General features: G+C 65.2%; 16 protein-coding genes. 3 read left to right on the forward strand and 13 right to left on the reverse strand.

The features are described 5' to 3' along the window. Positions 1–170 precede the first annotated feature (170 nt). Positions 171–584: a flagellar basal body-associated protein FliL gene (locus ACNFH5_RS01390; protein WP_416743667.1), complete on the reverse strand. Its 414-nt coding sequence runs from the start codon at positions 582–584 to the stop codon at positions 171–173. Positions 585–745: 161 nt separating this feature from the next. On the opposite strand from ACNFH5_RS01390, the gene ACNFH5_RS01395 reads away from it, so the two are divergent. After that, complete coding sequence (locus ACNFH5_RS01395) at positions 746–1,723, forward strand: NADPH:quinone oxidoreductase family protein (protein ID WP_416743668.1); 978 nt, start codon at positions 746–748, stop codon at positions 1,721–1,723. Positions 1,724–2,240: 517 nt separating this feature from the next. Here ACNFH5_RS01395 and ACNFH5_RS01400 read toward each other — a convergent pair. The 7 genes from ACNFH5_RS01400 to ACNFH5_RS01430 form a co-directional block, all read right to left on the reverse strand. Then, the gene (locus ACNFH5_RS01400; protein WP_416743669.1) at positions 2,241–3,764 is read right to left on the reverse strand and encodes a malonate--CoA ligase; all 1,524 of its coding nucleotides are present in this window, start codon (positions 3,762–3,764) and stop codon (positions 2,241–2,243) included. A gap of 9 nt (positions 3,765–3,773) precedes the next feature. Beyond that, positions 3,774–5,093, reverse strand: a complete 1,320-nt coding sequence (locus ACNFH5_RS01405; RefSeq protein ID WP_416743670.1) for a malonyl-CoA decarboxylase — start codon at positions 5,091–5,093, stop codon at positions 3,774–3,776. Between the two features lie 29 nt (positions 5,094–5,122). After that, positions 5,123–6,583, reverse strand: coding sequence for an amidase (locus ACNFH5_RS01410; RefSeq protein ID WP_416743671.1), 1,461 nt, complete (start codon positions 6,581–6,583; stop codon positions 5,123–5,125). 166 nt (positions 6,584–6,749) lie between these two features. Then, positions 6,750–7,784: an extracellular solute-binding protein gene (locus ACNFH5_RS01415; protein ID WP_416743673.1), complete on the reverse strand. Its 1,035-nt coding sequence runs from the start codon at positions 7,782–7,784 to the stop codon at positions 6,750–6,752. A 21-nt stretch (positions 7,785–7,805) separates the two neighbouring features. Continuing rightward, positions 7,806–8,612, reverse strand: coding sequence for an ABC transporter permease (locus ACNFH5_RS01420; RefSeq protein WP_416744370.1), 807 nt, complete (start codon positions 8,610–8,612; stop codon positions 7,806–7,808). Then, the gene (locus ACNFH5_RS01425) at positions 8,612–9,538 is read right to left on the reverse strand and encodes an ABC transporter permease (protein ID WP_416743675.1); all 927 of its coding nucleotides are present in this window, start codon (positions 9,536–9,538) and stop codon (positions 8,612–8,614) included. The genes ACNFH5_RS01420 and ACNFH5_RS01425 overlap by 1 nt, the downstream gene beginning before the upstream one ends. A gap of 12 nt (positions 9,539–9,550) precedes the next feature. After that, complete coding sequence (locus tag ACNFH5_RS01430; RefSeq protein ID WP_416743676.1) at positions 9,551–10,669, reverse strand: ABC transporter ATP-binding protein; 1,119 nt, start codon at positions 10,667–10,669, stop codon at positions 9,551–9,553. A gap of 234 nt (positions 10,670–10,903) precedes the next feature. On the opposite strand from ACNFH5_RS01430, the gene ACNFH5_RS01435 reads away from it, so the two are divergent. Continuing rightward, positions 10,904–11,818: a LysR substrate-binding domain-containing protein gene (locus tag ACNFH5_RS01435; protein ID WP_416743678.1), complete on the forward strand. Its 915-nt coding sequence runs from the start codon at positions 10,904–10,906 to the stop codon at positions 11,816–11,818. 95 nt (positions 11,819–11,913) lie between these two features. Here ACNFH5_RS01435 and ACNFH5_RS01440 read toward each other — a convergent pair whose 3' ends face one another. The 4 genes from ACNFH5_RS01440 to trxA all read right to left on the reverse strand — a co-directional run bounded on the left by ACNFH5_RS01440 (position 11,914) and on the right by trxA (position 16,402). Then, a complete protein-coding gene (locus ACNFH5_RS01440; RefSeq protein WP_416743680.1) occupies positions 11,914–12,882 on the reverse strand; it encodes a CDP-6-deoxy-delta-3,4-glucoseen reductase in 969 nt (322 codons plus the stop codon). A 120-nt stretch (positions 12,883–13,002) separates the two neighbouring features. Further along, positions 13,003–14,469, reverse strand: coding sequence for a 4-hydroxy-3-polyprenylbenzoate decarboxylase (gene ubiD / locus ACNFH5_RS01445; protein WP_169935069.1), 1,467 nt, complete (start codon positions 14,467–14,469; stop codon positions 13,003–13,005). A gap of 105 nt (positions 14,470–14,574) precedes the next feature. Continuing rightward, positions 14,575–15,837: a transcription termination factor Rho gene (rho, locus tag ACNFH5_RS01450; protein ID WP_015475046.1), complete on the reverse strand. Its 1,263-nt coding sequence runs from the start codon at positions 15,835–15,837 to the stop codon at positions 14,575–14,577. Positions 15,838–16,075: 238 nt separating this feature from the next. Next, entirely contained in the window at positions 16,076–16,402 is a 327-nt protein-coding gene (trxA, locus tag ACNFH5_RS01455) for a thioredoxin TrxA (RefSeq protein ID WP_015475045.1), read from the reverse strand. 190 nt (positions 16,403–16,592) lie between these two features. Between trxA and ppx the strand changes: the two genes are divergently transcribed. Continuing rightward, positions 16,593–18,095, forward strand: coding sequence for an exopolyphosphatase (gene ppx / locus ACNFH5_RS01460; RefSeq protein ID WP_416743681.1), 1,503 nt, complete (start codon positions 16,593–16,595; stop codon positions 18,093–18,095). Between the two features lie 209 nt (positions 18,096–18,304). Here the strand turns inward: ppx and ppk1 are convergent, their stop codons facing one another. After that, positions 18,305–20,509 (reverse strand): polyphosphate kinase 1, encoded by a 2,205-nt coding sequence (ppk1, locus tag ACNFH5_RS01465; RefSeq protein WP_416743683.1) that lies wholly within the window; start codon positions 20,507–20,509, stop codon positions 18,305–18,307.

The following is a 20,509-nucleotide window of genomic DNA, read 5'->3' on the forward strand; positions in this document are numbered from 1 at the left end:
GACAGGCAGCGAATGGGGTTTGATTCAGGTCAGGCGTGCGCAGGAAATTTCCTACGCGCCTTGCGGGACGGGGCTTTCAGCCCGGCATTGCGGCGAGCAGCCGCAGCCGGGAACGAGGAGCGCCTGCGGCGCGCAGATGAGTCGCGCTCATGCAGGCGCTCATGCAGCGGTCAGGGCTGGACGATCAGGTTGTTGAACAGCAGGTCGTCCACCAGCGGTTTGCCCTCTTCCTGCTGGAGGACGGTCTGCACCTGCTTGAGAGCTTCCTGGCGCAGCTTCTCCTTGCCGTCGACGCTGCCCAGGGAATCGTCGGTCTGCTGGGCGAACAGCATCACCAGTTGGTTGCGGATCAGCGGCTCGTGGTGCTCGACCTTCTCGGAGGCCTCCTTGCCGGTGACCTTCAGCGCGATGTCGGCCTTGAAGTATTTCAGCCGCGGACCGCTGCCGTAGTTGCCCACCAGTGCGGGAGTGAGGTCGACGAATACAGGCTTGTTGGCATCTTCCGGCTTGGCCTCTTCTGACTCGGAAGCCATGACGAAGGTACTGAAGGAAAAGGCCAGCAACAGGGCGAGGAAAGCTCTCAAGGCGATGTCTCCGGATTCGATGGGCAAAGGATAGCCACACTCGCGCCGCCGCCCAAGCTATATCGGGGCATAAGCCCAGGCCATGGTCATTTGCCCCCTGTGCCTGCGCTCCTACACTGCCCGCTACTCACAAAGAACAACCTCCAACGGAGTACGTCCTCATGAAAGCCGTGCTGTGCAAAGCCTTCGGCCCCGCCGAAACCCTGGTGCTGGAAGACATCGCCAGCCCCGAGCCGAAGAAGAACGAGGTCCTGCTGCAGGTTCACGCCGCCGGGGTGAACTTCCCCGACACCCTGATCATCGAGGGCAAGTACCAGTTCAAGCCGCCCTTCCCGTTCTCCCCGGGCGGCGAGGCCGCCGGTGTGGTCGGCGCGGTTGGTGAGAAAGTGACCCACGTGAAGCCCGGCGACCGCGTGATGGCGCTGACCGGCTGGGGCAGCTTCGCCGAAGAAGTGGCGGTACCCGGCTACAGCGTGATGCCGATCCCCGACGGCATGGACTTCGCCAGCGCCGCTGCCTTCGGCATGACCTACGGCACCTCCATGCACGCGCTCAAGCAGCGCGCCAACCTGCAGCCGGGCGAAACCCTGCTGGTACTCGGCGCCTCGGGTGGCGTGGGCCTGGCCGCCGTGGAAATCGGTAAGGCCATGGGCGCGAAAGTGATCGCCGCCGCCAGCAGCGAGGCCAAGCTGGAAGTAGCCAAGGCCGCCGGCGCCGACGTGCTGATCAACTACAGCGAAGGCAGCCTGAAGGACAAGCTCAAGGAAATCACCGGCGGCCAGGGCGTGGATGTGATCTACGACCCGGTGGGCGGCGACCTGTTCGAAGAAGCCTTCCGCTCCATCGCCTGGAACGGCCGCATGCTGGTGGTCGGTTTCGCCAGCGGCACCATTCCGTCGCTGCCGGCCAATCTTACCCTGCTCAAGGGTGCATCCCTGGTCGGCGTATTCTGGGGCTCCTTCGCCCAGCGCCAGCCGCAGGACAATGCGGCGAACTTCCAGCAACTGTTCGCCTGGTTCGCCGAGGGCAAGATCAAGCCGCTGGTGTCGCAGACCTACCCGCTGGAGAAGGCGGCAGAGGCGATCAATCACCTGGGCCAGCGCAAGGCGGTGGGCAAGGTGGTGGTGACCGTTCGCTGATCGATTTGTGCAACATGAAAGAGCCCCGCTGATGCGGGGCTTTTTCATTGCGTCGCTCCGGCGTTGAGCGATTCGCGAGCAAGCTCGCTCCTACGAAGAGCCCTATCCCGCCGGCTTTGGTTTTGGCTTTAAAAGGATTTCCAGAGAAACATCCGCGCACGCCGAGCCGCCCCGTTCAACGAGGGAATTTTTCGCCTGAGCGAAAAGCCGGATGTCCGGGGCAAGACCTTTGCCTCCTTTGGGTCTTTCCAAAGGAGGTCGCCCGAGGGGGCGAAACAAGAAGTTCGCGCGCACGCCAAAGCGGCGCGGGAACACCCAAGCCAACGCAGAAGACCTGCAACATCAGCGCAAAAGGAAATGCCGGCCCTGCCGGCGGATTGCGTGCATGGCCCGCTCCTACAATGGGTACCGGCGTTGGGCGGTTCGCGAGCGAGCTCGCTCCTACGAAGAGCGCTCCGGCGCTAGGCCCGACCTGTAGGAGCGAGCTTGCTCGCGAACAACTGACCCGCGCGGACTATCAGGAATACAACGCCTTGAACTGCTCGCGCAGCACATTCTTCTGCACCTTGCCCATCACATTGCGCGGCAGCGCATCGACCACCATCACCCGCTTGGGCTGCTTGAAGCGCGCCAGCTTGCCGTCCAGCGCGGCGAGTACCTGCGCCTCGCTCGGCGCCTGCCCTTGGCTGGCCACCAGCACAGCGGTAACGCCCTCGCCGAAGTCCGGGTGCGGCACGCCGATCACCGCCGACTCGACCACGCCCGGCAGGGTGTCGAGGATCTCCTCCAGCTCCTTGGGGTACACGTTGAAGCCGCCGCTGATGATCATGTCCTTGTTGCGGCCGACGATCTGCACGTAGCCACGGTCGTCGACGAAGCCGATGTCGCCAGTCATGAAGTAGCCGTCCGCGCGCAGTTCCTCGGCGGTCTTTTCCGGCATCCGCCAATAGCCCTGGAACACATTCGGCCCACGCACTTCGATCATCCCCGGCTCGCCCTGGGGCAGCGGGGTCGGCTCGGCCTTGGCCGGGTCGGTGATGCGCAGCTCGACGCCCGGCAGCGGGAAGCCAACGGTACCGGCGATACGCTCGCCATCCAGCGGGTTGGAGGTGTTCATGCCGGTCTCGGTCATGCCGTAGCGCTCGAGGATGGCCATGCCGGTGCGCTCGGAGAACGCCTTGTGGGTCTCGGCGGTGAGCGGCGCGGAACCGGAGATGAACAGGCGCATGTGCGCGACCGCCTCACGGCTCAGGCCAGGCTGGTCGAGCAGGCGCGTGTAGAAGGTCGGCACGCCCATCAGCAGGTTCACCTGGGGCAGCAGGCGAAGCATCTGCGCGGCATCGAACTTGCTCAGGAAGAGCATCGAGCCGCCCGCCATCAGCAGGCTGTTGCAGGCCACGAACAGGCCATGGATGTGGAAGATCGGCAGCGCGTGGAGCAGCCAGTCCCTGTCAGTGATCTGCCAGGCATCCACCAGCGCGCGGGCGTTGGACACCAGGTTGCCGTGGCTGATCATCGCGCCCTTGGAACGCCCGGTGGTGCCCGACGTGTAGAGGATCGCCGCGAGGTCGCTGGAGGCGCGCGGCACGTCGACGAAGCGCCCCGGCTTGCCGTGCACCCGAGCCATCAGCGAACCGTCACCGGCATCGCCCAGGGTCTCCACGTGGGCCACGCCGCTGACTTTCGCCAGCTCGCGGGCCTGGGCCTCGAAGACCGGCGCGCAGACGAACAGCGAGGGCTCGGCATCGTCGAGGAAGTAGCGCAGCTCGTCGCCGGTGTAGCCGCTGTTGAGCGGCAGGTAGACCGCGCCGACGCGCAGCACGGCGAGGTAGAGCATCACCGTCTCGGGACTCTTGTCGACCTGCACGGCAACGCGGTCGCCCGGCTGCACGCCAAGCTCCACCAGCGCGTGGGCGAACTGCGAGGTGCTGCGCAGCATGTCGGCATAGCTGTAGCCGCCCCCCAGGGGCGTGCGGATGAAGGGTTTGGACAGGTCGCTGGGCAGGTGTTTGCCGACTTCGGCGAAAAGACTCTGGTTCATCGTGAGGTCCTAGCGTTTTGTTTTCACCGTCAGGGTGGCCAGCTTGCGTACCTCGGGTGAGGCCGCGACCGCGCCCTGGTTGGCGTAGGCTTCGTGGTTCTTTTCGATCTGGCGCAGTTCGTAGCGGTAATTGACCATCAACCCGGCGGCCTGGCGCAGGCCGCTGGCGGACAGGTCGCCACGCCAGTTCAGGCGTTCCAGGCGGGCACCGTTGCCCAGGTGGAAACGCGCCACCGGGTCCAGCGGCAGGCCGGCGCCATTCTTGGCGTGCAGGAAATACTCGGCGGCCAGCGCCAGCATGGGTTCTTCAGTGCGAGGTGGAGGCGGCGCATCGGGCTTGAGCGCCTTGAGCAGGTCGGCAGCCGCCGAGCCCAGCTGCGGGTCAGCGCCCAGGCCGTCGAGCCAGCGGCGGAAGCCAGGCACCGGCGACAGCGTGACGTACTGGCGCAGGCTCGGAATCTCCCGCGCCAGCTCCTCCACCACCTGCTTGATCAGGAAGTTGCCGAAGGAGATGCCGCGCAGGCCGTCCTGGCAGTTGCTGATGGAGTAGAAGACAGCGGTGTCGGGTTCTTCCAGCGGCTGCGCCGGCGAACCAGGCTCCAGAATGTCAGCGATGGCACCCGGCATCGCCCGGGTCAGCGCCACCTCGACGAAGATCAGCGGCTCGTCGGCCAGCGCCGGGTGGAAGAAGGCGAAGCAACGGCGGTCGGCCGGCTGCAGCCGGCTGCGCAGGTCGTCCCAGTCCTTGATGGCGTGGACGGCCTCGTACTTGATGATTTTTTCCAGGATCGACGCCGGCGTCGACCAGTCGATGCGCCGCAGCACCAGGAAACCGCGGTTGAACCAGGACGCCAGCAGGTGCTGCAGGTCATGGTCCACCGCCGCCAACTCGGGTTTGCCCTTGAGTTCCCCCAGCAGCCGGCGACGCATGGCGATCAGTTCAGTCGTGCCTCCCGGCGCCTGGTTGAGGCGGCGGAACAGCTCCTGGCGCGGCGGTTCGCTGGCCTCGAACAGCTTCGTGGTGTTGGCCGACGAAGGATCGTCCAGATAACGCTGGCAGGCGGCGGCCAGCGCCTCGTGAGGCGGCGCAAAATCCTTGAGCAGCGTGTCGAAGAAGGCCTTCTGCTGCTCCTCGGGACAGTCGCGATAGGCGCACAGCACCTGCCGCGCCAAGGCCACGCCGGAGGCCTCGCCGTGGCCGGAGATCAGTTTGCGGCAGGCCTGCGCCAGCGCCTGGGCATTGGCCGGCGCCGGCTCGCGCGACTCGAGCAATTGCCGGCCGCGCTCGCTGATGCTCTGCAGCAGTTCCTGGAAGAAGCTGATGTTCATGCATCCCCCTCAGCTTGTGGAAAAGTGAATCAATCCCCCGCCAGCATCGGCGGCGGGCAGCGCTGGTACCAGCGCGAAGCCTGCTCATAGGCATGGGCCAGTTGCAGCACGGCCATGTCGGCCTGGTGCCTGCCGATGATCTGCAGGCCCATGGGCAGGCCCTGCTCATTGAAGCCCACCGGCACGTTGGCCGCCGGGCAACCGGACAGGGTGGCCGGGATCACCACTTCCATCCAGCGGTGGTAGGTGTCCATGGCCTTGCCAGCGATCTCTTTCGGCCAGTCCCAGGTCTTGTCGAACGGGAACACCTGGGCACTGGGCAGCAGCAGGTAGTCGTAGCGCTCGAACAGCTTGCTGATCGCACGGTACCAGTCGCTGCGCGCGGCGGAGGCGCGGAACACATCCATGGCGGAAAGCTTCAGGCCGTTCTCCACCTCCCAGATTGCCTCGGGCTTGAGCAACTCGTGCTTGGCCGGGTCGGTGTAGGCCCCGCCCAGGGAGCCGGCGACCATCCAGTGGCGCAGGGTGCGCCAGGTGTCCCAGAGGCGCTCGGGCGAGAAACCCATGGCGGTGTCCTCGACGTGGCAGCCGATGGCTTCGAAGTCAGCGAAGGATTTCCGGCAGAGCTCCAGCACGCCTTTCTCCATCGTCAGGTGCCCGCCCAGGTCGCCCAGCCAGCCCAGGCGTGCGCCCTTGAAATCACGTTCCAGCTTGCCGGCAAACTGCTCGCCGCTCTCGGCAATGGACAGCGGCGCACGGGCATCGCCACCGGCCTGTACCGACAGCAGCAAAGCCACGTCGCGCACGCTGCGGCCCATCGGGCCTTCGTAGCCGAGCTGGTCGATGAACAGGTCGGCGCTGTCGTCGAAGGGCACGCGCCCCTGGGACGGACGGAAGCCGATGATGTTGTTGAAGGCCGCCGGGTTGCGCAACGAGCCCATCATGTCGCTGCCGTCGGCCACCGGGACCATCTGCAGCGCCAGCGCCGCCGCCGCGCCACCGCTGCTGCCGCCGGCGGTGCGTTCGGGCGCGTAGGCGCAGCCGGTGGCACCGAAGATCGGGTTGTAGCTGTGGGAGCCGAGGCCGAATTCGGGGGTGTTGGTCTTGCCGATGATGATCGCGCCGGCCGCCTTGATGCGCTCGACCATGATGCCGTCGCGCTCGGGCAGGTAGTCGCGGAACAGCGGCGAGCCGAGGGTGGTGCGGATGCCCTGGGTCAGCGACAGGTCCTTCACCGCGTGCGGCAGGCCGTGCATCCAGCCGCGGTATTCGCCACGCGCCAGCTCGGCGTCGCGCTGGTCGGCTTCGGCCAGCAGAAGGGCTTCGGGTTGCTGGCTGACGATGGCGTTGACCGCCGGGTTGAAGCGCTCGATCTGCTCGAGGTGCGCCTGCATCACTTCACGGCAGGAAACCTGGCGCAGGCGGATGCGCTGGGCCAGTTCGTGGGCCTGGAGCTGGACGAGTTCGTTGTTGTGCTTGTACTGGCTCATGGAGCGCGGCCTTTTTTCATCAGGCTTCCGGTCGATGGGAAGCGTCAGTCGGGTTCAGCGACCCCGCACTTGAGCGGGGCTTGTTGCGTTCTGCAGGCCGAGCGATGCCGCTGCGCCAAGCTGGCGCACGCGTGCATCGCCGTGCCGTGTTCCCGTCGGGCGGGGATCAGCGCATCAGGTTGGTCCAGATGCGGTCGGCCAGGCGGATCGCGCCTTCGCCGCAGGTCTTGCTGAACACCACCTTGGTGCCCTCGGGGATGTGCAGTTCCGGCGCATCCTTCAGGCTGGCATCGAGGAAGGGCTCCACGCCCTTGATCGGGCTCTGGTGCTTGAGGAAGTTCTGGGTCAGCGCCGAGTTTTCCGGCTGGCTGAGGAAGGCGATGAACTTCTTCGCGTTCTCCGGATGCTTGGCGCCGGCAGGGATCACCAGGTTGTCCACCCAGGCCATCACGCCCTCTTTCGGGTAGAGGTACTTCAGGCTGGACTTCATCTCACGCGCACGCATCGACGAGCCGCCCCAGAACATCGACATGTCGACTTCGCCCGAGGCCAGGTTCTCGCGGATCGAGCCAGCCTTGGAGCTGTAGGTCTTCACGAAGGGTTTCTGGTTCTTCAGCAGGGTCAGCACCTGTTGCATCTGCTTGGGGTCCTCGCTGCACAGCGGGATGCCCAGGTAGAGGCTGGCGGTGTCGATCACCTCGCTGGCCGAGTCGAACATGTTGATCTTGCCCTGCAGCTCCTTGGGCGGGGTGAACAGCACCGAGTAACTGTCGGCCGGGCCGCTGTACCTGGCGCTGTCCAGCACCACGCTGGTGGTGCCCCAGATGAAGGGCACGGCGTAGGCGCCCTCCGGGTCCCAGGCGGGCTTCTTCAGGTTGTCCTCGACGTTGGCGTAGTACGGCTGGCTGGCCGGGTCGAAGCGCTCCAGCAGCTTTTCCTGGATCAGGATCGGCACGAAGGCGTGGGAAGGAATCGCCACGTCGTAGCCGGCGCCCCCCTGCTTGAGCTTGGCCAGCAGCGTTTCGTTGGAATCGTAGGAATCCACGGTCACCTTGATGCCGCTTTCCTTCTCGAACTTCTCCAGGATCTGCGGGGTGAAATAGCCACTCCAGCTCACCACGTTCAGTTGCTCGGCGGCTTGCGCGTGGACGGCCATGGCCAGCGTCAGCGAGGCCCCTACAGCAGCGATCAGTTTGCTCATCTTCTACTCCGGTATGTGGGCTCAGGCCTTCTTCTTGCCGAGCAGGAACGACAGGGTTACGAACAGCACGGAAACGCCGAGGATCAGGGTCGACACCGCGTTCACATCAGGCGTCACGCCCATGCGCAGCAGGCCGAAGATGAAGATCGGCAAGGTGGTGGTGCCGGCCTGGGAGACCATCATCGAAATCACGAAGTTATCCAGCGAGACGATGAAGGCCAGCATCAACCCGGAGAAGATCCCCGGCATCAGCAGCGGCAGGGTGACCTTTCGGAAAGTCCGCCAGGGCCCGGCGTAGAGGTCGGCGGCGGCCTGCTCCAGGGACAGGTCCATGTCGTTGAGGCGCGCGCGGATCGGCAGGTAGGCGAACGGGATGCAGAACACCGTGTGGGCGATGATCAGGTTGCCGTAGCCCAGCGACAGGCCGAGGGTGGAGAACAGCGCCAGGGTGGCGACGCCGACCACGATCTCGGGCAGCACCAGCGGCAACATGATCGCCCCCATGGACAGGCGCAGGCCCTTGAACTTGGCCCCGCGCGAGGTGCCCAGCGCGGCCAGGGTGGCGATCGCCGTGGCAATCACGCTGGCGCACACGGCGATCAGCAGGCTGTTGCCGGCGGCCTGGCGCAGCGCCTGGTTGGCGAAAGCGGCGCGGTACCAGTCGAAGCTGAAGCCGGTCCACACGGTGGCGGACTGGTTGGCGTTGAACGAGAGCACCACCAGCACCACGATGGGCGCGTACAGGTAGAGATAGAACAGGAAACTCAGGACGCCGAAGCCACGGAAATCCTGTACGCCAAGGCGGCGCTTGGTCAGCAGCGAGAGCATCATTCACCTCCCCGGGCGATACGCAGGCGTTCGGCGCGCATCGCATAGAACATCAGCACCAGCATCACCGCGCCCATCAGCACCAGCGACAGCGCCGCACCAAAGGGCCAGTTCCGCGAGTCGCTGAACTGCCGGAAGATCAGGTTGCCGAGCATCATCTTGGTGCCGCCGCCGAGCAGTTCGGGGGCGATCATCGCGCCCAGGCACGGCACGAAGGTGAGGATGGCGCCGGCCAGGATGCCCGGACGGGCGATCGGCAGGACGACCTTGCGCAGGGTGCGGATGCGTCCGGCGTAGAGGTCCTGGGCAGCCTCGAGCAGGCGCATGTCCATCTTCTCGAGGGTGGCGTAGATCGGCAGCACCACGAAGGGCGCGTAGGTGTAGACCAGCCCCAGCAGTACGGCGCCGTCGGTGTAGAGCATATTCAGCGGCTGGTGGATGATGCCGAGGCTCATCAGCGTGCCGTTGACCACGCCGGTGCCGCGCAGCAGCAGGATCCAGGCGTAGGTGCGGATCAGCAGGTTGGCCCAGAACGGCACGGTGATCAGGAAGATCAGCAGGCCGCGACGGTGCGCCGGCTGCATCGCCAGCCACACCGCCACCGGGAAGCCCACCAGTAGGGTGATGACGGTGGTCGCCGCAGCGATGCCGATGGAGCGCAGCGCGATCACCATGTACGAGTCGGCGAAGGCCAGGCTGTCGTCGAGCTGCCGCTCGAACAGCAGCGAGACATAGGCGTCGACGCTGAAGTGCGGGTTCACCCCACCATAGGGGTTGGCTTGCATCAGCGAGTAACCGACGACGATGAAGATCGGCACGATCAGGAACAGGCCGATGGAAACCAGCGCGGGCGACACACCGAGGAAGCTGCGCAGCGCCTGGCGCCGCTCCAGCGAATTGCCGGCGGTTGTGGATAACCGGTTCATGCACACCTCCGCTCAGTCCACGAGGACGCTGGCACTGCCTTTTTCGAACAGCAGCCCGGCGCGCTGCCCGGCTGCCAGCCGCCCACGCTGGCCGGCGCTGTTGGGCGCGCGGACTGTCAGGCGGGTGCCGTCGGCAAGGCTGACCTGGTACTGCAGGTCGGTGCCCAGGTAGATCTGCTGGACGACGTTGCAGGGCGTGGCGGACGGGGTGTCCTCGGCCACCAGTTGCAGGCGCTCCGGGCGGATCGACAGCGTGACCTCGGCGCCGACCTTCAGGCCCTCGCGGCTGCCGGCCTCGATCAACTGATCGCCGGCAATCCGGTAGTACGCGCGCTCGCCGTCGAAGTTCTCGACGCGAGCCGGGAGGAAGTTGGTCTCGCCGATGAAGTCGGCGACGAAGCGATTGCGCGGGTTTTCGTAGATGTCGTCGGGACGGCCGACCTGCTGCACCTCGCCCTCGGAGAGCACGGCGATGCGGTCGGACATGGTCAGGGCTTCTTCCTGGTCATGGGTGACGAAGATGAAGGTGATGCCGGTCTTGGACTGGATCGCCTTGAGCTCTTCGCGCATGGCCTGGCGCAGCTTGAGGTCGAGCGCGGAAAGCGGCTCGTCGAGCAGCAGCACCTTGGGATGCGGCGCCAACGCGCGGGCCAGGGCGACGCGCTGTTGCTGGCCGCCGGAGAGCTGGGTCGGCTTGCGCTGGGCGAAGCGCTCCATCTGCACCAGGGCGAGCATCTCGCGGACGCGCTCGGCAACCTGCGCCTTGCTCATGCGCTGGCCCATCGGGTGGGACTCCAGGCCGAAGGCCAGATTCTCGGCGATGGTCATGTGCGGGAACAGCGCATAGTGCTGGAACACGGTATTCACCGGGCGCTCGAAGGGCGGCCGGTCGGCGATGTTCTCGCCGTAGAGTTGGATTTCCCCGGAGGTGGGGAACTCGAAGCCGGCGATCATCCGCAGCAGGGTGGTCTTGCCGCAGCCCGAGGGGCCGAGCAGGGTGAAGAATTCGTTGTCGCGGATATCCAGGTCGACGCATTTCAGAGCGACGGGACCGCTCGCCGGATCGCCGTAGACCTTGCGCACGGAGCGGATGGAGACCGCCGCCGTCTGCAGGCTGTGCAGGGCACTCATGGTGAAACCTCCGTACCTTCCCTTCCGCCACCAGCAGGCGGTCGGGGGATCTTGTAGTTGTTCTGGCAGGACTAGAGACGCTGGATTGCAGCGCTGGCCTTGGGTCAGGCCCAAGTTGTGGTGTTGTTGAGGCGGATATTCGAAGAAAGGTGGTTGAGCGGAAAGCTCAATTTTCTTACATTCGATATTAAATAATTTAACAGCTAAAAAGCTGATACCCCCCGAGGCCACGCCATGTCCATCCAGCGCCTTCCGCCGCTCAATGCCGTCCGCGCCTTCGAGGCCGCCGCCCGGCTGGGCAGCTATGTCGCCGCCTCGAAAGACCTGCATGTGACGCAGCCGGCCATCGGCCGTCACGTGAAGCTGCTGGAGGACTGGCTGGGCGTGCAGTTGTTCGAGCGCACCCCGCGCGGGGTGAGCTTGACGCCCGCCGGGCAGCGCTACTACGCGAAGATATCCACAGCCCTGCAGCAGATCGCCGACGCCGGCCACGAACTGGCGCCGGGCGGCACCGCGCGCTGGTTGAAGATCATGGTGGTGCCCGCCTTCGCCAAGCGCTGGCTGATGCCGCGCCTGGAGACACTGCGCCAGCAACGCCCCGGCCTGAAAGTGGCGGTGGAACCCAACCCGACTTTCACTGAAGTTGACGGCAAAAGCGCCGATCTGGGGATAGTCTACGGGCTTCCGGGCGTCTACCCGCAGTGCCACGCTACTCTGGTGCGGCCAGCGGTTTTCCCGGTGTGCTCGCCCTCCTACCTCGAACAGCACGGCCCGCTGACCAGCGTGCACGAGCTGGCGCAGCACAAGCTGATCCACGTCGACGACGGCGAATGGTGGAACCTCTGGCTATCCACCATCGGGCTGGACCTGCGGGTGAACTCCGACGTGCTCTACGTCAGCAACGACCACGCCCTGTCCATGGCCGAAGCCGGCCACGGCATCGCCCTGGCCAACCTGGTGCTGGTGAAGCACCAACTGGCCGCCGGCACGCTGGTGCGGCCGCTGCCCGAGGAAGTACCGCTGGAAAGCTACCAACTGCTGCTGCCTACCGGTGCTGTAAGCGCCGACGTGGCCTGGTTCGAGGACTGGATTCGTGCGGCGCTGCAGGAGGAATTCTCCCTCGGCGCCGCGACACAGCGGGACCTGTAGGAGCGAGCTTGCTCGCGAACCAGAGTTACCGGATATGCCGGTGCCGTGCGGTTCGCGAGCAAGCTCGCTCCTACCAAAAGCGTTGCGGGCTCGAATCAGCCTCGCGGGGCGTAGGCGAAGACGTCGGCGCGCATCTGGTGCGGGTCCATGCCTGCGGCGACCAACGCATCCAGCGTGCCGTAGACCATCGCCGGCGAGCCGCTGGCGTAAACGCGCAGGCCGGACAGCTCGGCGAAGTCCTCGCACACCGCTTCGTGCAACAGGCCGCAGCGCCCCTGCCAGCCGCACAGGTCGCTGACGATCTTGTGCAGATGCAGGTTGGCCACGCTTTCCCACTCTTCCCAGTGCGGCAGCTCGTAGAAGTCCTCCGGGCGGCGCACGCCCCAGTACAGGTGTACCGGGTGGACGAAGCCGGCGGCGCGGCAGAATTCGATCAGGCTGTGCATCTGCGCCATACCGGTGCCCGCGGCGATCAGCACCAGCGGGCCGTCCGGCAGATCGGCCAGGTGCGCATCGCCAAAGGGCATCTGCACGCGGGCGAAGCGATCGCGCTGCAACTGGGCCAGCAGTTCGATGGCGCTGTTCTCGCGGGCCAGGATGTGCAGCTCCAGGTCCCGCCCGTCCTGCGGCGCGGAGGCCAGGGAGAAGGCCGCCGGATCGCTGCCCTCGCGCTCGATCAGCAGGTACTGCCCGGCGTGGTAGCGCGGCGGCTTGCCGGCCGGAGCACGCAGGCGCACGCGCCAGACGTCGCCGCCGACCGGCTCGCAGAGGGTCAACTGGCAGGACAGCTTGCGCACCGGCAGCTCGCCGGGGGCCAGGACGCCGTCCCAGTGCAGCACACAGTCTTCCAGCGGTTCAGCCAGGCAGGTGAAGAGTTCGCCGTGGTCGCGCACCTCGCCATCCTGGCGCACACGGCCTTCCACCAGCAGCGCCGCGCAGATATGGCAGTTGCCGTTGCGGCAGCTCTGCGGGCACTCGTAGCCCAGGCGCCGCGCACCGTCGAGGATACGTTCCCCGGGCCGCAGGTCGAGCTGGGCGCCGGAGGGTTGCAAGGTCACTTTCAAGCGATGTTCTCGTTGTTGTTCATGTAGGAGCGAGCGTGCTCGCGAACCCAGCCCCGCAGCGGAGTCATGTTCGCGAGCAAGGACTGGGCGTCCCCCTCGCTCCTACAGGGGGCGGCCCTATCAATCGATGCCCAGGCTCGCCCAGATTTCGTCGACGCGGCGGGTCACCGCCGGGTCCTTCTCGATCACCCGGCCCCACTCGCGGCTGGTCTCGCCCGGCCACTTGTGGGTGGCGTCCAGGCCCATCTTCGAACCCAGCCCCGAAATCGGCGAGGCAAAGTCCAGGTAGTCGATCGGCGTGTTATCGATCATCACCGTGTCGCGCTTGGGGTCCATGCGCGTGGTGATGGCCCAGATCACATCGTTCCAGTCGCGGGCATTGATGTCGTCGTCCGTGACTATGACGAACTTGGTGTACATGAACTGTCGCAGGAACGACCAGACACCCAGCATCACGCGCTTGGCGTGGCCGGGGTACTGCTTCTTCATGGTCACCACCGCCATGCGGTAGGAGCACCCTTCGGGCGGCAGGTAGAAGTCGGTGATCTCGGGGAACTGCTTCTGCAGGATCGGCACGAAGACTTCGTTCAGCGCCACACCGAGGATCGCCGGCTCGTCCGGCGGGCGGCCGGTGTAGGTGCTGTGGTAGATCGGTTTCTGCCGGCGGGTGATGCGCTCGACGGTGAATACCGGGAAGCGGTCCACCTCGTTGTAGTAGCCGGTGTGGTCGCCGTACGGACCTTCATCGGCCATCTCACCGGGATGGATCACCCCTTCGAGGACGATCTCGGCGCTGGCCGGCACCTGCAGGTCGCTGCCGATGCACTTGACCAGCTCGGTCTTGTGGCCGCGCAGCAGGCCGGCGAAGGCGTACTCGGAGAGGTTGTCCGGCACCGGGGTCACGGCGCCGAGGATGGTCGCCGGGTCCGCGCCCAGGGCCACAGCCACGGGATAGGGCTGGCCGGGATGCTTCTGGCACCACTCGCGGAAATCCAGCGCGCCGCCACGGTGGCTGAGCCAGCGCATGATGACCTTGTTGCGCCCGATCACCTGCTGGCGGTAGATGCCCAGGTTCTGCCGTTCCTTGTTCGGCCCGCGGGTGACCGTCAGGCCCCAGGTGATCAGCGGCGCGACGTCGCCGGGCCAGCAGGTCTGCACCGGCAGCTTTGACAGGTCGACATCGTCGCCCTCCTCGATCACTTCCTGGCACGGCGCGTCCTTGAGGACCTTGGGCGCCATGTTGATGACCTTCTTGAAGATCGGCAGCTTGGACCAGGCGTCCTTCAGCCCCTTGGGCGGCTCCGGCTCCTTGAGGAAGGCCAGCAGCTTGCCGATCTCGCGCAGCTCGGAGACGTCCTCGGCGCCCATGCCCAGCGCCACGCGCTCAGGCGTGCCGAACAGGTTGCCGAGTACGGGCATGTCGAAGCCGGTGGGCTTTTCGAACAGCAGGGCCGGGCCCTTGGCGCGCAGGGTGCGGTCGCACACCTCGGTCATTTCCAGCACCGGGGATACCGGCGCCTGGATGCGCTTGAGCTGTCCGCGCTGCTCCAGGGCAGCAATGAACTCGCGCAGGTCGCGATACTGCATGAGGGTCTCGATGGCGGCAGGATGATGCGACAGTCTACCGCCTATCAGCGCCTTGCAGAAACACGAAGGCCGGGTTTCCCCGGCCTCGTTGGTCTCGCAGAGCGCTTACTTGCTGCGCTTCATCGAGTCGAAGAACTCGTCGTTCGTCTTGGTCTGGCGCAGCTTGTCCAGCAGGAACTCCACGGCGGCGATCTCGTCCATCGGGTGGAGGATCTTGCGCAGAATCCACATGCGCTGCAGCTCTTCCTCACCGGTGAGCAACTCTTCGCGACGGGTGCCCGAGCGGTTTATGTTGATCGCCGGGAATACACGTTTTTCCGAGATGCGACGGTCGAGGATGAGTTCCGAGTTACCGGTACCCTTGAATTCCTCGTAGATCACTTCGTCCATCTTCGAGCCGGTTTCGATCAGCGCGGTGGCGAGGATGGTCAGCGAACCGCCTTCCTCGATATTGCGCGCGGCGCCGAAGAAGCGCTTGGGCTTTTCCAGAGCGTGGGCATCGACACCACCGGTGAGCACCTTGCCAGAGCTGGGGATCACGGTGTTGTAGGCACGGGCCAGACGGGTGATGGAGTCGAGCAGGATGATCACGTCCTTCTTGTGCTCGACCAGGCGCTTGGCCTTCTCGATCACCATTTCGGCAACCTGCACGTGGCGGGTCGGCGGCTCGTCGAAGGTGGAAGCAACCACTTCGCCGCGCACGGTGCGCTGCATCTCGGTCACTTCTTCCGGGCGCTCGTCGATCAGCAGGACGATCAGGTGGCACTCGGGGTTGTTGCGGGTGATGTTCGAGGCGATGTTCTGCAGCATGATGGTCTTGCCCGCTTTCGGCGGGGCGACGATCAGGCCGCGCTGGCCCTTGCCGATCGGCGAGCAGAGGTCGATCACACGGCCGGTGAGGTCCTCGGTGGAGCCGTTGCCGGCTTCCATGGTCAGGCGCTTGGTCGGGAACAGCGGCGTCAGGTTCTCGAAGAGAATCTTGTTCTTCGCGTTCTCCGGACGATCGAAGTTGATCGAGTCGACTTTCAGCAGGGCGAAATAACGCTCGCCTTCCTTCGGCGGACGAATCTTGCCGATGATGGTATCGCCCGTGCGCAGGTTGAAGCGACGGATCTGGCTGGGCGAGACGTAGATGTCGTCGGGGCCGGCCAGGTACGAGGAATCGGCGGAGCGCAGGAAGCCGAAGCCATCCTGGAGAATCTCCAGCACGCCGTCACCGGAGATTTCCTCGCCGCTTTTCGCGTGCTTCTTCAGCAGCGCGAAGATGATGTCCTGTTTGCGCGAACGAGCCATGTTTTCCAGGCCCATGGCATCGGACATTTCCAGCAATTCGGCAATCGGCTTTTGCTTGAGTTCGGTCAGATTCATAGAAGGGACGTAAATACGCTGAAAGGGGAAAAGGGAACAAGCGTGATGCTTGAAGAGCCGCGCCGTAGATGACGGACAGGATCGCTTGGAATTCGAATAGGAAGTGCGTCGGCGACGGCTTGCAGGGAACAACGAAATACTCGTTGTGCGCCCGAATTTAACACCCGAGTTTCGGAGCGTCTAGGGGCAATAACGAAAAAACCCCGCGCGTTGGCGGGGCTTTTCGAGCTTCTTCGACTCAGATGTTGCTGTCGAGGAAGGCAGCCAGCTGCGACTTGGACAGTGCGCCGACCTTGGTCGCTTCGACGTTGCCGCCCTTGAACAGCATCAGGGTCGGAATGCCGCGCACGCCGTACTTGGGCGGGGTGTCCTGGTTCTCGTCGATGTTCAGCTTGCAGACTTTCAGCTTGCCCTGATAGTCCTTGGCGATCTCGTCGAGTACCGGGGCAATCATCTTGCACGGGCCGCACCATTCGGCCCAGTAGTCGACCAGCACCGGACCGTCGGACTTCAGTACGTCCTGCTCGAAGCTGGCATCGGTAACATTGACGATATGTTCGCTCATGTATTCTCTCCGTCAATCGGATGCGAAAAAGTGTCCGCCATCATATCCCGCCTCGGCCCACACCGAAAGGCACAGCCGATTGAGTGTATCTATCGCTGCCGCGGTGACTTCTGATCGGTGACAACCCCTTCATTGGCACTACCTGCCTAAAATGGCAGGATGTCTTCCGTATTTACCCGGACCTCTCCCTATGCCCCATACCCCTGCCAAGACCTTCCCGATGATCGCGGCCATTGACCTTGGCTCGAACAGTTTCCACATGGTTTTGGCGAAGGCCGATCACGGCGAGATCCGCATCCTCGAGCGATTGGGCGAGAAGGTCCAACTGGCTGCCGGTATCGGCGAAGACCGCATGCTCACCGCCGAAGCGATGCAACGCGGCTACGACTGTCTGAAGCAGTTCGCCCAGTTCATCAACGGCATGCCGCCGGGTTCGGTGCGTGTCGTGGGCACCAACGCCCTGCGCGAAGCGCGCAACCGCGCCGAATTCATCCGCGTCGCCGACCAGATACTCGGGCACCCGGTGGAAGTCATCTCTGGCCGTGAAGAGGCGCGCCTGATCTACCTCGGCGTCTCCCACACCCTGCCCGACAACCCCGGCAAGCGCCTGGTGGTCGACATCGGCGGCGGCAGCACCGAGTTCATCATCGGCCAGCAGTTCGAATCGCAGCTGCGCGAGAGCCTGCAGATGGGCTGCGTGAGCTTCACCCAGCGCTACTTCAAGGACGGCAAGATCACCCCGGCGCGCTACGCCCAGGCCTACACCTCGGCCCGCCTGGAGCTGATGAGCATCGAGAACAGCCTGCGCCGCCTGGGCTGGGACGAGGCCGTCGGGGCCTCCGGCACCATCCGCGCCATCTGCCTGGCGATCCAGGCCGGCGGCCATGGCAACGGCGAGATCAATCCCGACGGCCTGGCCTGGCTCAAGCGCAAGATGTTCAAGCTGGGCGAGGTCGAGAAGCTCGACATCGACGGCATCAAGCCGGACCGCCGGCCGATCTTCCCGGCCGGCATGGCGATCCTCGAGGCGCTGTTCGACGCCCTCGAACTGACCCGCATGACCCACTCCGAAGGCGCCCTGCGCGAAGGCGTGCTCTACGACCTGCTGGGCCGCCACCACCACGAGGACGTCCGCGAGCGCACCATCGGCGCGCTCATGGAGCGCTACCACGTCGATCCGGAGCAGGCCGCGCGCGTCGAAGCCAAGGCGCTGGAATCCCTGGACCAGGTCGCCAAGGCCTGGGACCTGAACGACGAAGGCCACCGCGAGCTGCTGATGTGGGCTGCGCGCGTGCACGAGTTGGGCCTGGACATCGCTCACTACCACTACCACAAGCATGGCGCCTACCTGCTGGAGCACTCGGACCTGGCCGGCTTCTCGCGCCTGGACCAGCTGACCCTGGCGCTGCTGGTGCGCGGCCACCGCCGCAATATCCCGGTGGACAAGTTCAACGAGCTGGGCGACGAGGGCGACAAGCTGATCCGCCTGTGCATCGTGCTGCGCTTCGCCATTCTCTTCCACCACATCCGTGGCACCCAGGAAATGCCGGCGGTGGCCCTGAAGGCTTCGGGCAAATCGCTGGACGTGCGCTTCCCCGATGGCTGGCTGGCGGCCAACCCGCTGACCCAGGCGGACTTCGAACAGGAAGCCGAGTGGCTCAAGCGCGTGGGCTATTCGCTCAGCGTGAGCTGATCGCTACCACGAACGACAAAGGCCCCGGCGCGCAAACGCCGGGGCCTTTTCATTTCGCGCGCCAGCCCCGGCATGATCTGTAGGAGCGAGCTTGCTCGCGAACCCCGCCACTCCGCCGGGCAATGTTCGCGAGCAAGCTCGCTCCCACGAAAAGCACTCGGGCACAAAAAAGCCCTGCCGAGGCAGGGCTTTCGATACCACCGGGAGGATCAGCGAACGCTGATCACCGGCGTGCACAGGCGCTCCAGCAGCGTCGCCTGGGCGTTGCGGGCGTTCTGGTTACCGCTGGGGCTCTGGCGCACGTAGCTGCCGTCGGACTGCAGCACCCAGGCCTGGGTATTGTCGGTCAGGTAGGACTCCAGTTCCTTCTTCACCCGCAGCACGAGCTTCTTGCCTTCTACCGGGAAGCAGGTCTCCACGCGCATGTCGAGGTTACGCTCCATCCAGTCGGCGCTGGAGAGATAGAGCTTCTCCTCGCCGCCGTTGAGGAAGTAGTAGATCCGGCTGTGCTCGAGGAAGCGGCCGATGATCGAGCGCACCTGGATGTTGTGCGATACGCCCGGCACGCCCGGACGCAGGCAGCACATGCCGCGCACCACCAGGTCGATCTTCACGCCGGCCTGGCTGGCCTTGTACAGCGCGCGGATGACCTTGGCATCGGTCAGCGAGTTGACCTTGGCCATGATGTGCGCCGGCTTGCCCTCGGCGGCTTGGGCGGCCTCGCGGTTGATCATCTCCAGCAGGTTCTTCTTCAGGGTGAAGGGCGCGTGCAGGAGCTTCTTCATGCGCAGCGTCTTGCCCATGCCGATCAGCTGGTTGAACAGCTTGTGCAGGTCCTCGCAGAGCGCCACGTCGGCAGTCAGCAGGCTGTAGTCGGTGTACAGGCGGGCGTTGCCGGCGTGGTAGTTGCCGGTGCCCAGGTGCGCGTAGCGGCGCAGCTCGCCGTCCTCGCGACGCAGGATCAGCATCATCTTGGCGTGGGTCTTGAAGCCGACCACACCGTAGATCACCACCGCGCCGGCCTGCTGCAGGCGGCTGGCCAGTTGCAGGTTGGATTCTTCGTCGAAACGCGCTCGCAGCTCGATCACCACGGTGACCTCCTTGCCGTTACGCGCGGCTTCCACCAGCGCGTCGACGATCTCGGAGTTGGCGCCGGAGCGGTACAGCGTCTGCTTGATCGCCAGCACGCTGGGGTCCTTGGCGGCCTGGCGCAGCAGGTCGATCACCGGGGTGAAGGACTCGAACGGGTGCATCAGCAGCACGTCGAGCTTGCCCAGCACGTTGAAGAGGTTTTCCTTCTTCTGCAGCAGCTTGGGAATCGTCGGGGTGAACGGTGGCGACTGCAGCTCCGGGTGGCTGGCGAGGCCGGTGACGCTGAACAGGCGCGTCAGGTTGACCGGCCCGCTGACGCGGTACAGTTCGGTCTCGGACAGGCCGAACTGCTTGAGCAGGTAATTAGACAGGGGCACCGGGCAGGTATCCACCACCTCCAGGCGCACGGCGTCGCCATAGCGGCGCGAGAACAGCTCGCCGCGCAGGGCGCGGGCCAGGTCCTCGACGTCCTCGGCGTCCACCGAGAGGTCGGCGTTACGGGTCAGGCGGAACTGGTAGCAGCCCTTCACCTTCATGCCGTGGAACAGGTCGTCGGCGTGGGCGTGGATCATCGACGACAGGAACACGTAGTTGTCGCCGGGGCCGGCAACTTCCTCCGGCAGGCGGATGATCCGCGGCAGCGAACGCGGCGCCGGGATGATCGCAAGGCCGGAGTCGCGGCCGAAGGCGTCCAGGCCCTCTAGCTCGACCATGAAGTTCAGGCTCTTGTTCACCAGCAGCGGGAACGGGTGAGTCGGGTCGAGGCCGATCGGGGTGACGATGGGTGCAATCTCGTCGCGGAAGAAGCGACGGACCCAGGCCTTGATCTTCGGCGTCCAGTAGCGGCGGCGGATGAAGCGGATGTCGTGCTTGGCCAGCTCCGGCAACAGGATGTCGTTGAGAATGCTGTACTGGCGGGCGACCTGCTCGTGCACCTGCTCGCTGATGCGCGCCAGCGCCTGGTGCGGCAGCAGGCCGTCGGCCCCGGCCTGCTCGCGGGCGAAGGTGATCTGCTTCTTCAGACCGGCAACACGAATCTCGAAGAACTCGTCGAGGTTGCTGGAGAAGATCAGCAGGAACTTCAGGCGTTCCAGCAGCGGGTAGGACTCATCCAGCGCCTGTTCCAGCACGCGGATGTTGAACTGCAGCTGCGAGAGCTCGCGATGAATGTAGAGGGCACTGTCGTCCACGTTGATCGCCGGAACCGCCGGTTCGGCGGGAGGCGGCGTCGCCTCGGCGACCTCCGTCACGACGACTTCGGTGATTTCAGCGGTGGTGTCAGCTTCGATAACTTCGGTTTCGCTAATGCCTTCGGTATTCAT

It is taken from the genome of Pseudomonas sp. NY15435 (assembly GCF_048068295.1).
Taxonomy (GTDB): Bacteria; Pseudomonadota; Gammaproteobacteria; order Pseudomonadales; family Pseudomonadaceae; genus Pseudomonas.

Coding starts and splice junctions, on each gene's coding strand:
- ACNFH5_RS01415 (WP_416743673.1), bottom strand. CDS start 7,784: ATGAGCAAACTGATCGCTGCTGTAGGGGCCTCGCTGACGCTGGCCATG.
- ACNFH5_RS01430 (WP_416743676.1), bottom strand. CDS start 10,669: ATGAGTGCCCTGCACAGCCTGCAGACGGCGGCGGTCTCCATCCGCTCC.
- ppx (WP_416743681.1), top strand. CDS start 16,593: ATGCCCCATACCCCTGCCAAGACCTTCCCGATGATCGCGGCCATTGAC.
- ppk1 (WP_416743683.1), bottom strand. CDS start 20,509: ATGAATACCGAAGGCATTAGCGAAACCGAAGTTATCGAAGCTGACACC.
- rho (WP_015475046.1), bottom strand. CDS start 15,837: ATGAATCTGACCGAACTCAAGCAAAAGCCGATTGCCGAATTGCTGGAA.
- ACNFH5_RS01410 (WP_416743671.1), bottom strand. CDS start 6,583: ATGAGCCAGTACAAGCACAACAACGAACTCGTCCAGCTCCAGGCCCAC.
- ACNFH5_RS01395 (WP_416743668.1), top strand. CDS start 746: ATGAAAGCCGTGCTGTGCAAAGCCTTCGGCCCCGCCGAAACCCTGGTG.
- ACNFH5_RS01420 (WP_416744370.1), bottom strand. CDS start 8,612: ATGCTCTCGCTGCTGACCAAGCGCCGCCTTGGCGTACAGGATTTCCGT.
- ubiD (WP_169935069.1), bottom strand. CDS start 14,469: ATGCAGTATCGCGACCTGCGCGAGTTCATTGCTGCCCTGGAGCAGCGC.
- ACNFH5_RS01405 (WP_416743670.1), bottom strand. CDS start 5,093: ATGAACATCAGCTTCTTCCAGGAACTGCTGCAGAGCATCAGCGAGCGC.
- ACNFH5_RS01400 (WP_416743669.1), bottom strand. CDS start 3,764: ATGAACCAGAGTCTTTTCGCCGAAGTCGGCAAACACCTGCCCAGCGAC.
- trxA (WP_015475045.1), bottom strand. CDS start 16,402: ATGAGCGAACATATCGTCAATGTTACCGATGCCAGCTTCGAGCAGGAC.
- ACNFH5_RS01435 (WP_416743678.1), top strand. CDS start 10,904: ATGTCCATCCAGCGCCTTCCGCCGCTCAATGCCGTCCGCGCCTTCGAG.
- ACNFH5_RS01425 (WP_416743675.1), bottom strand. CDS start 9,538: ATGAACCGGTTATCCACAACCGCCGGCAATTCGCTGGAGCGGCGCCAG.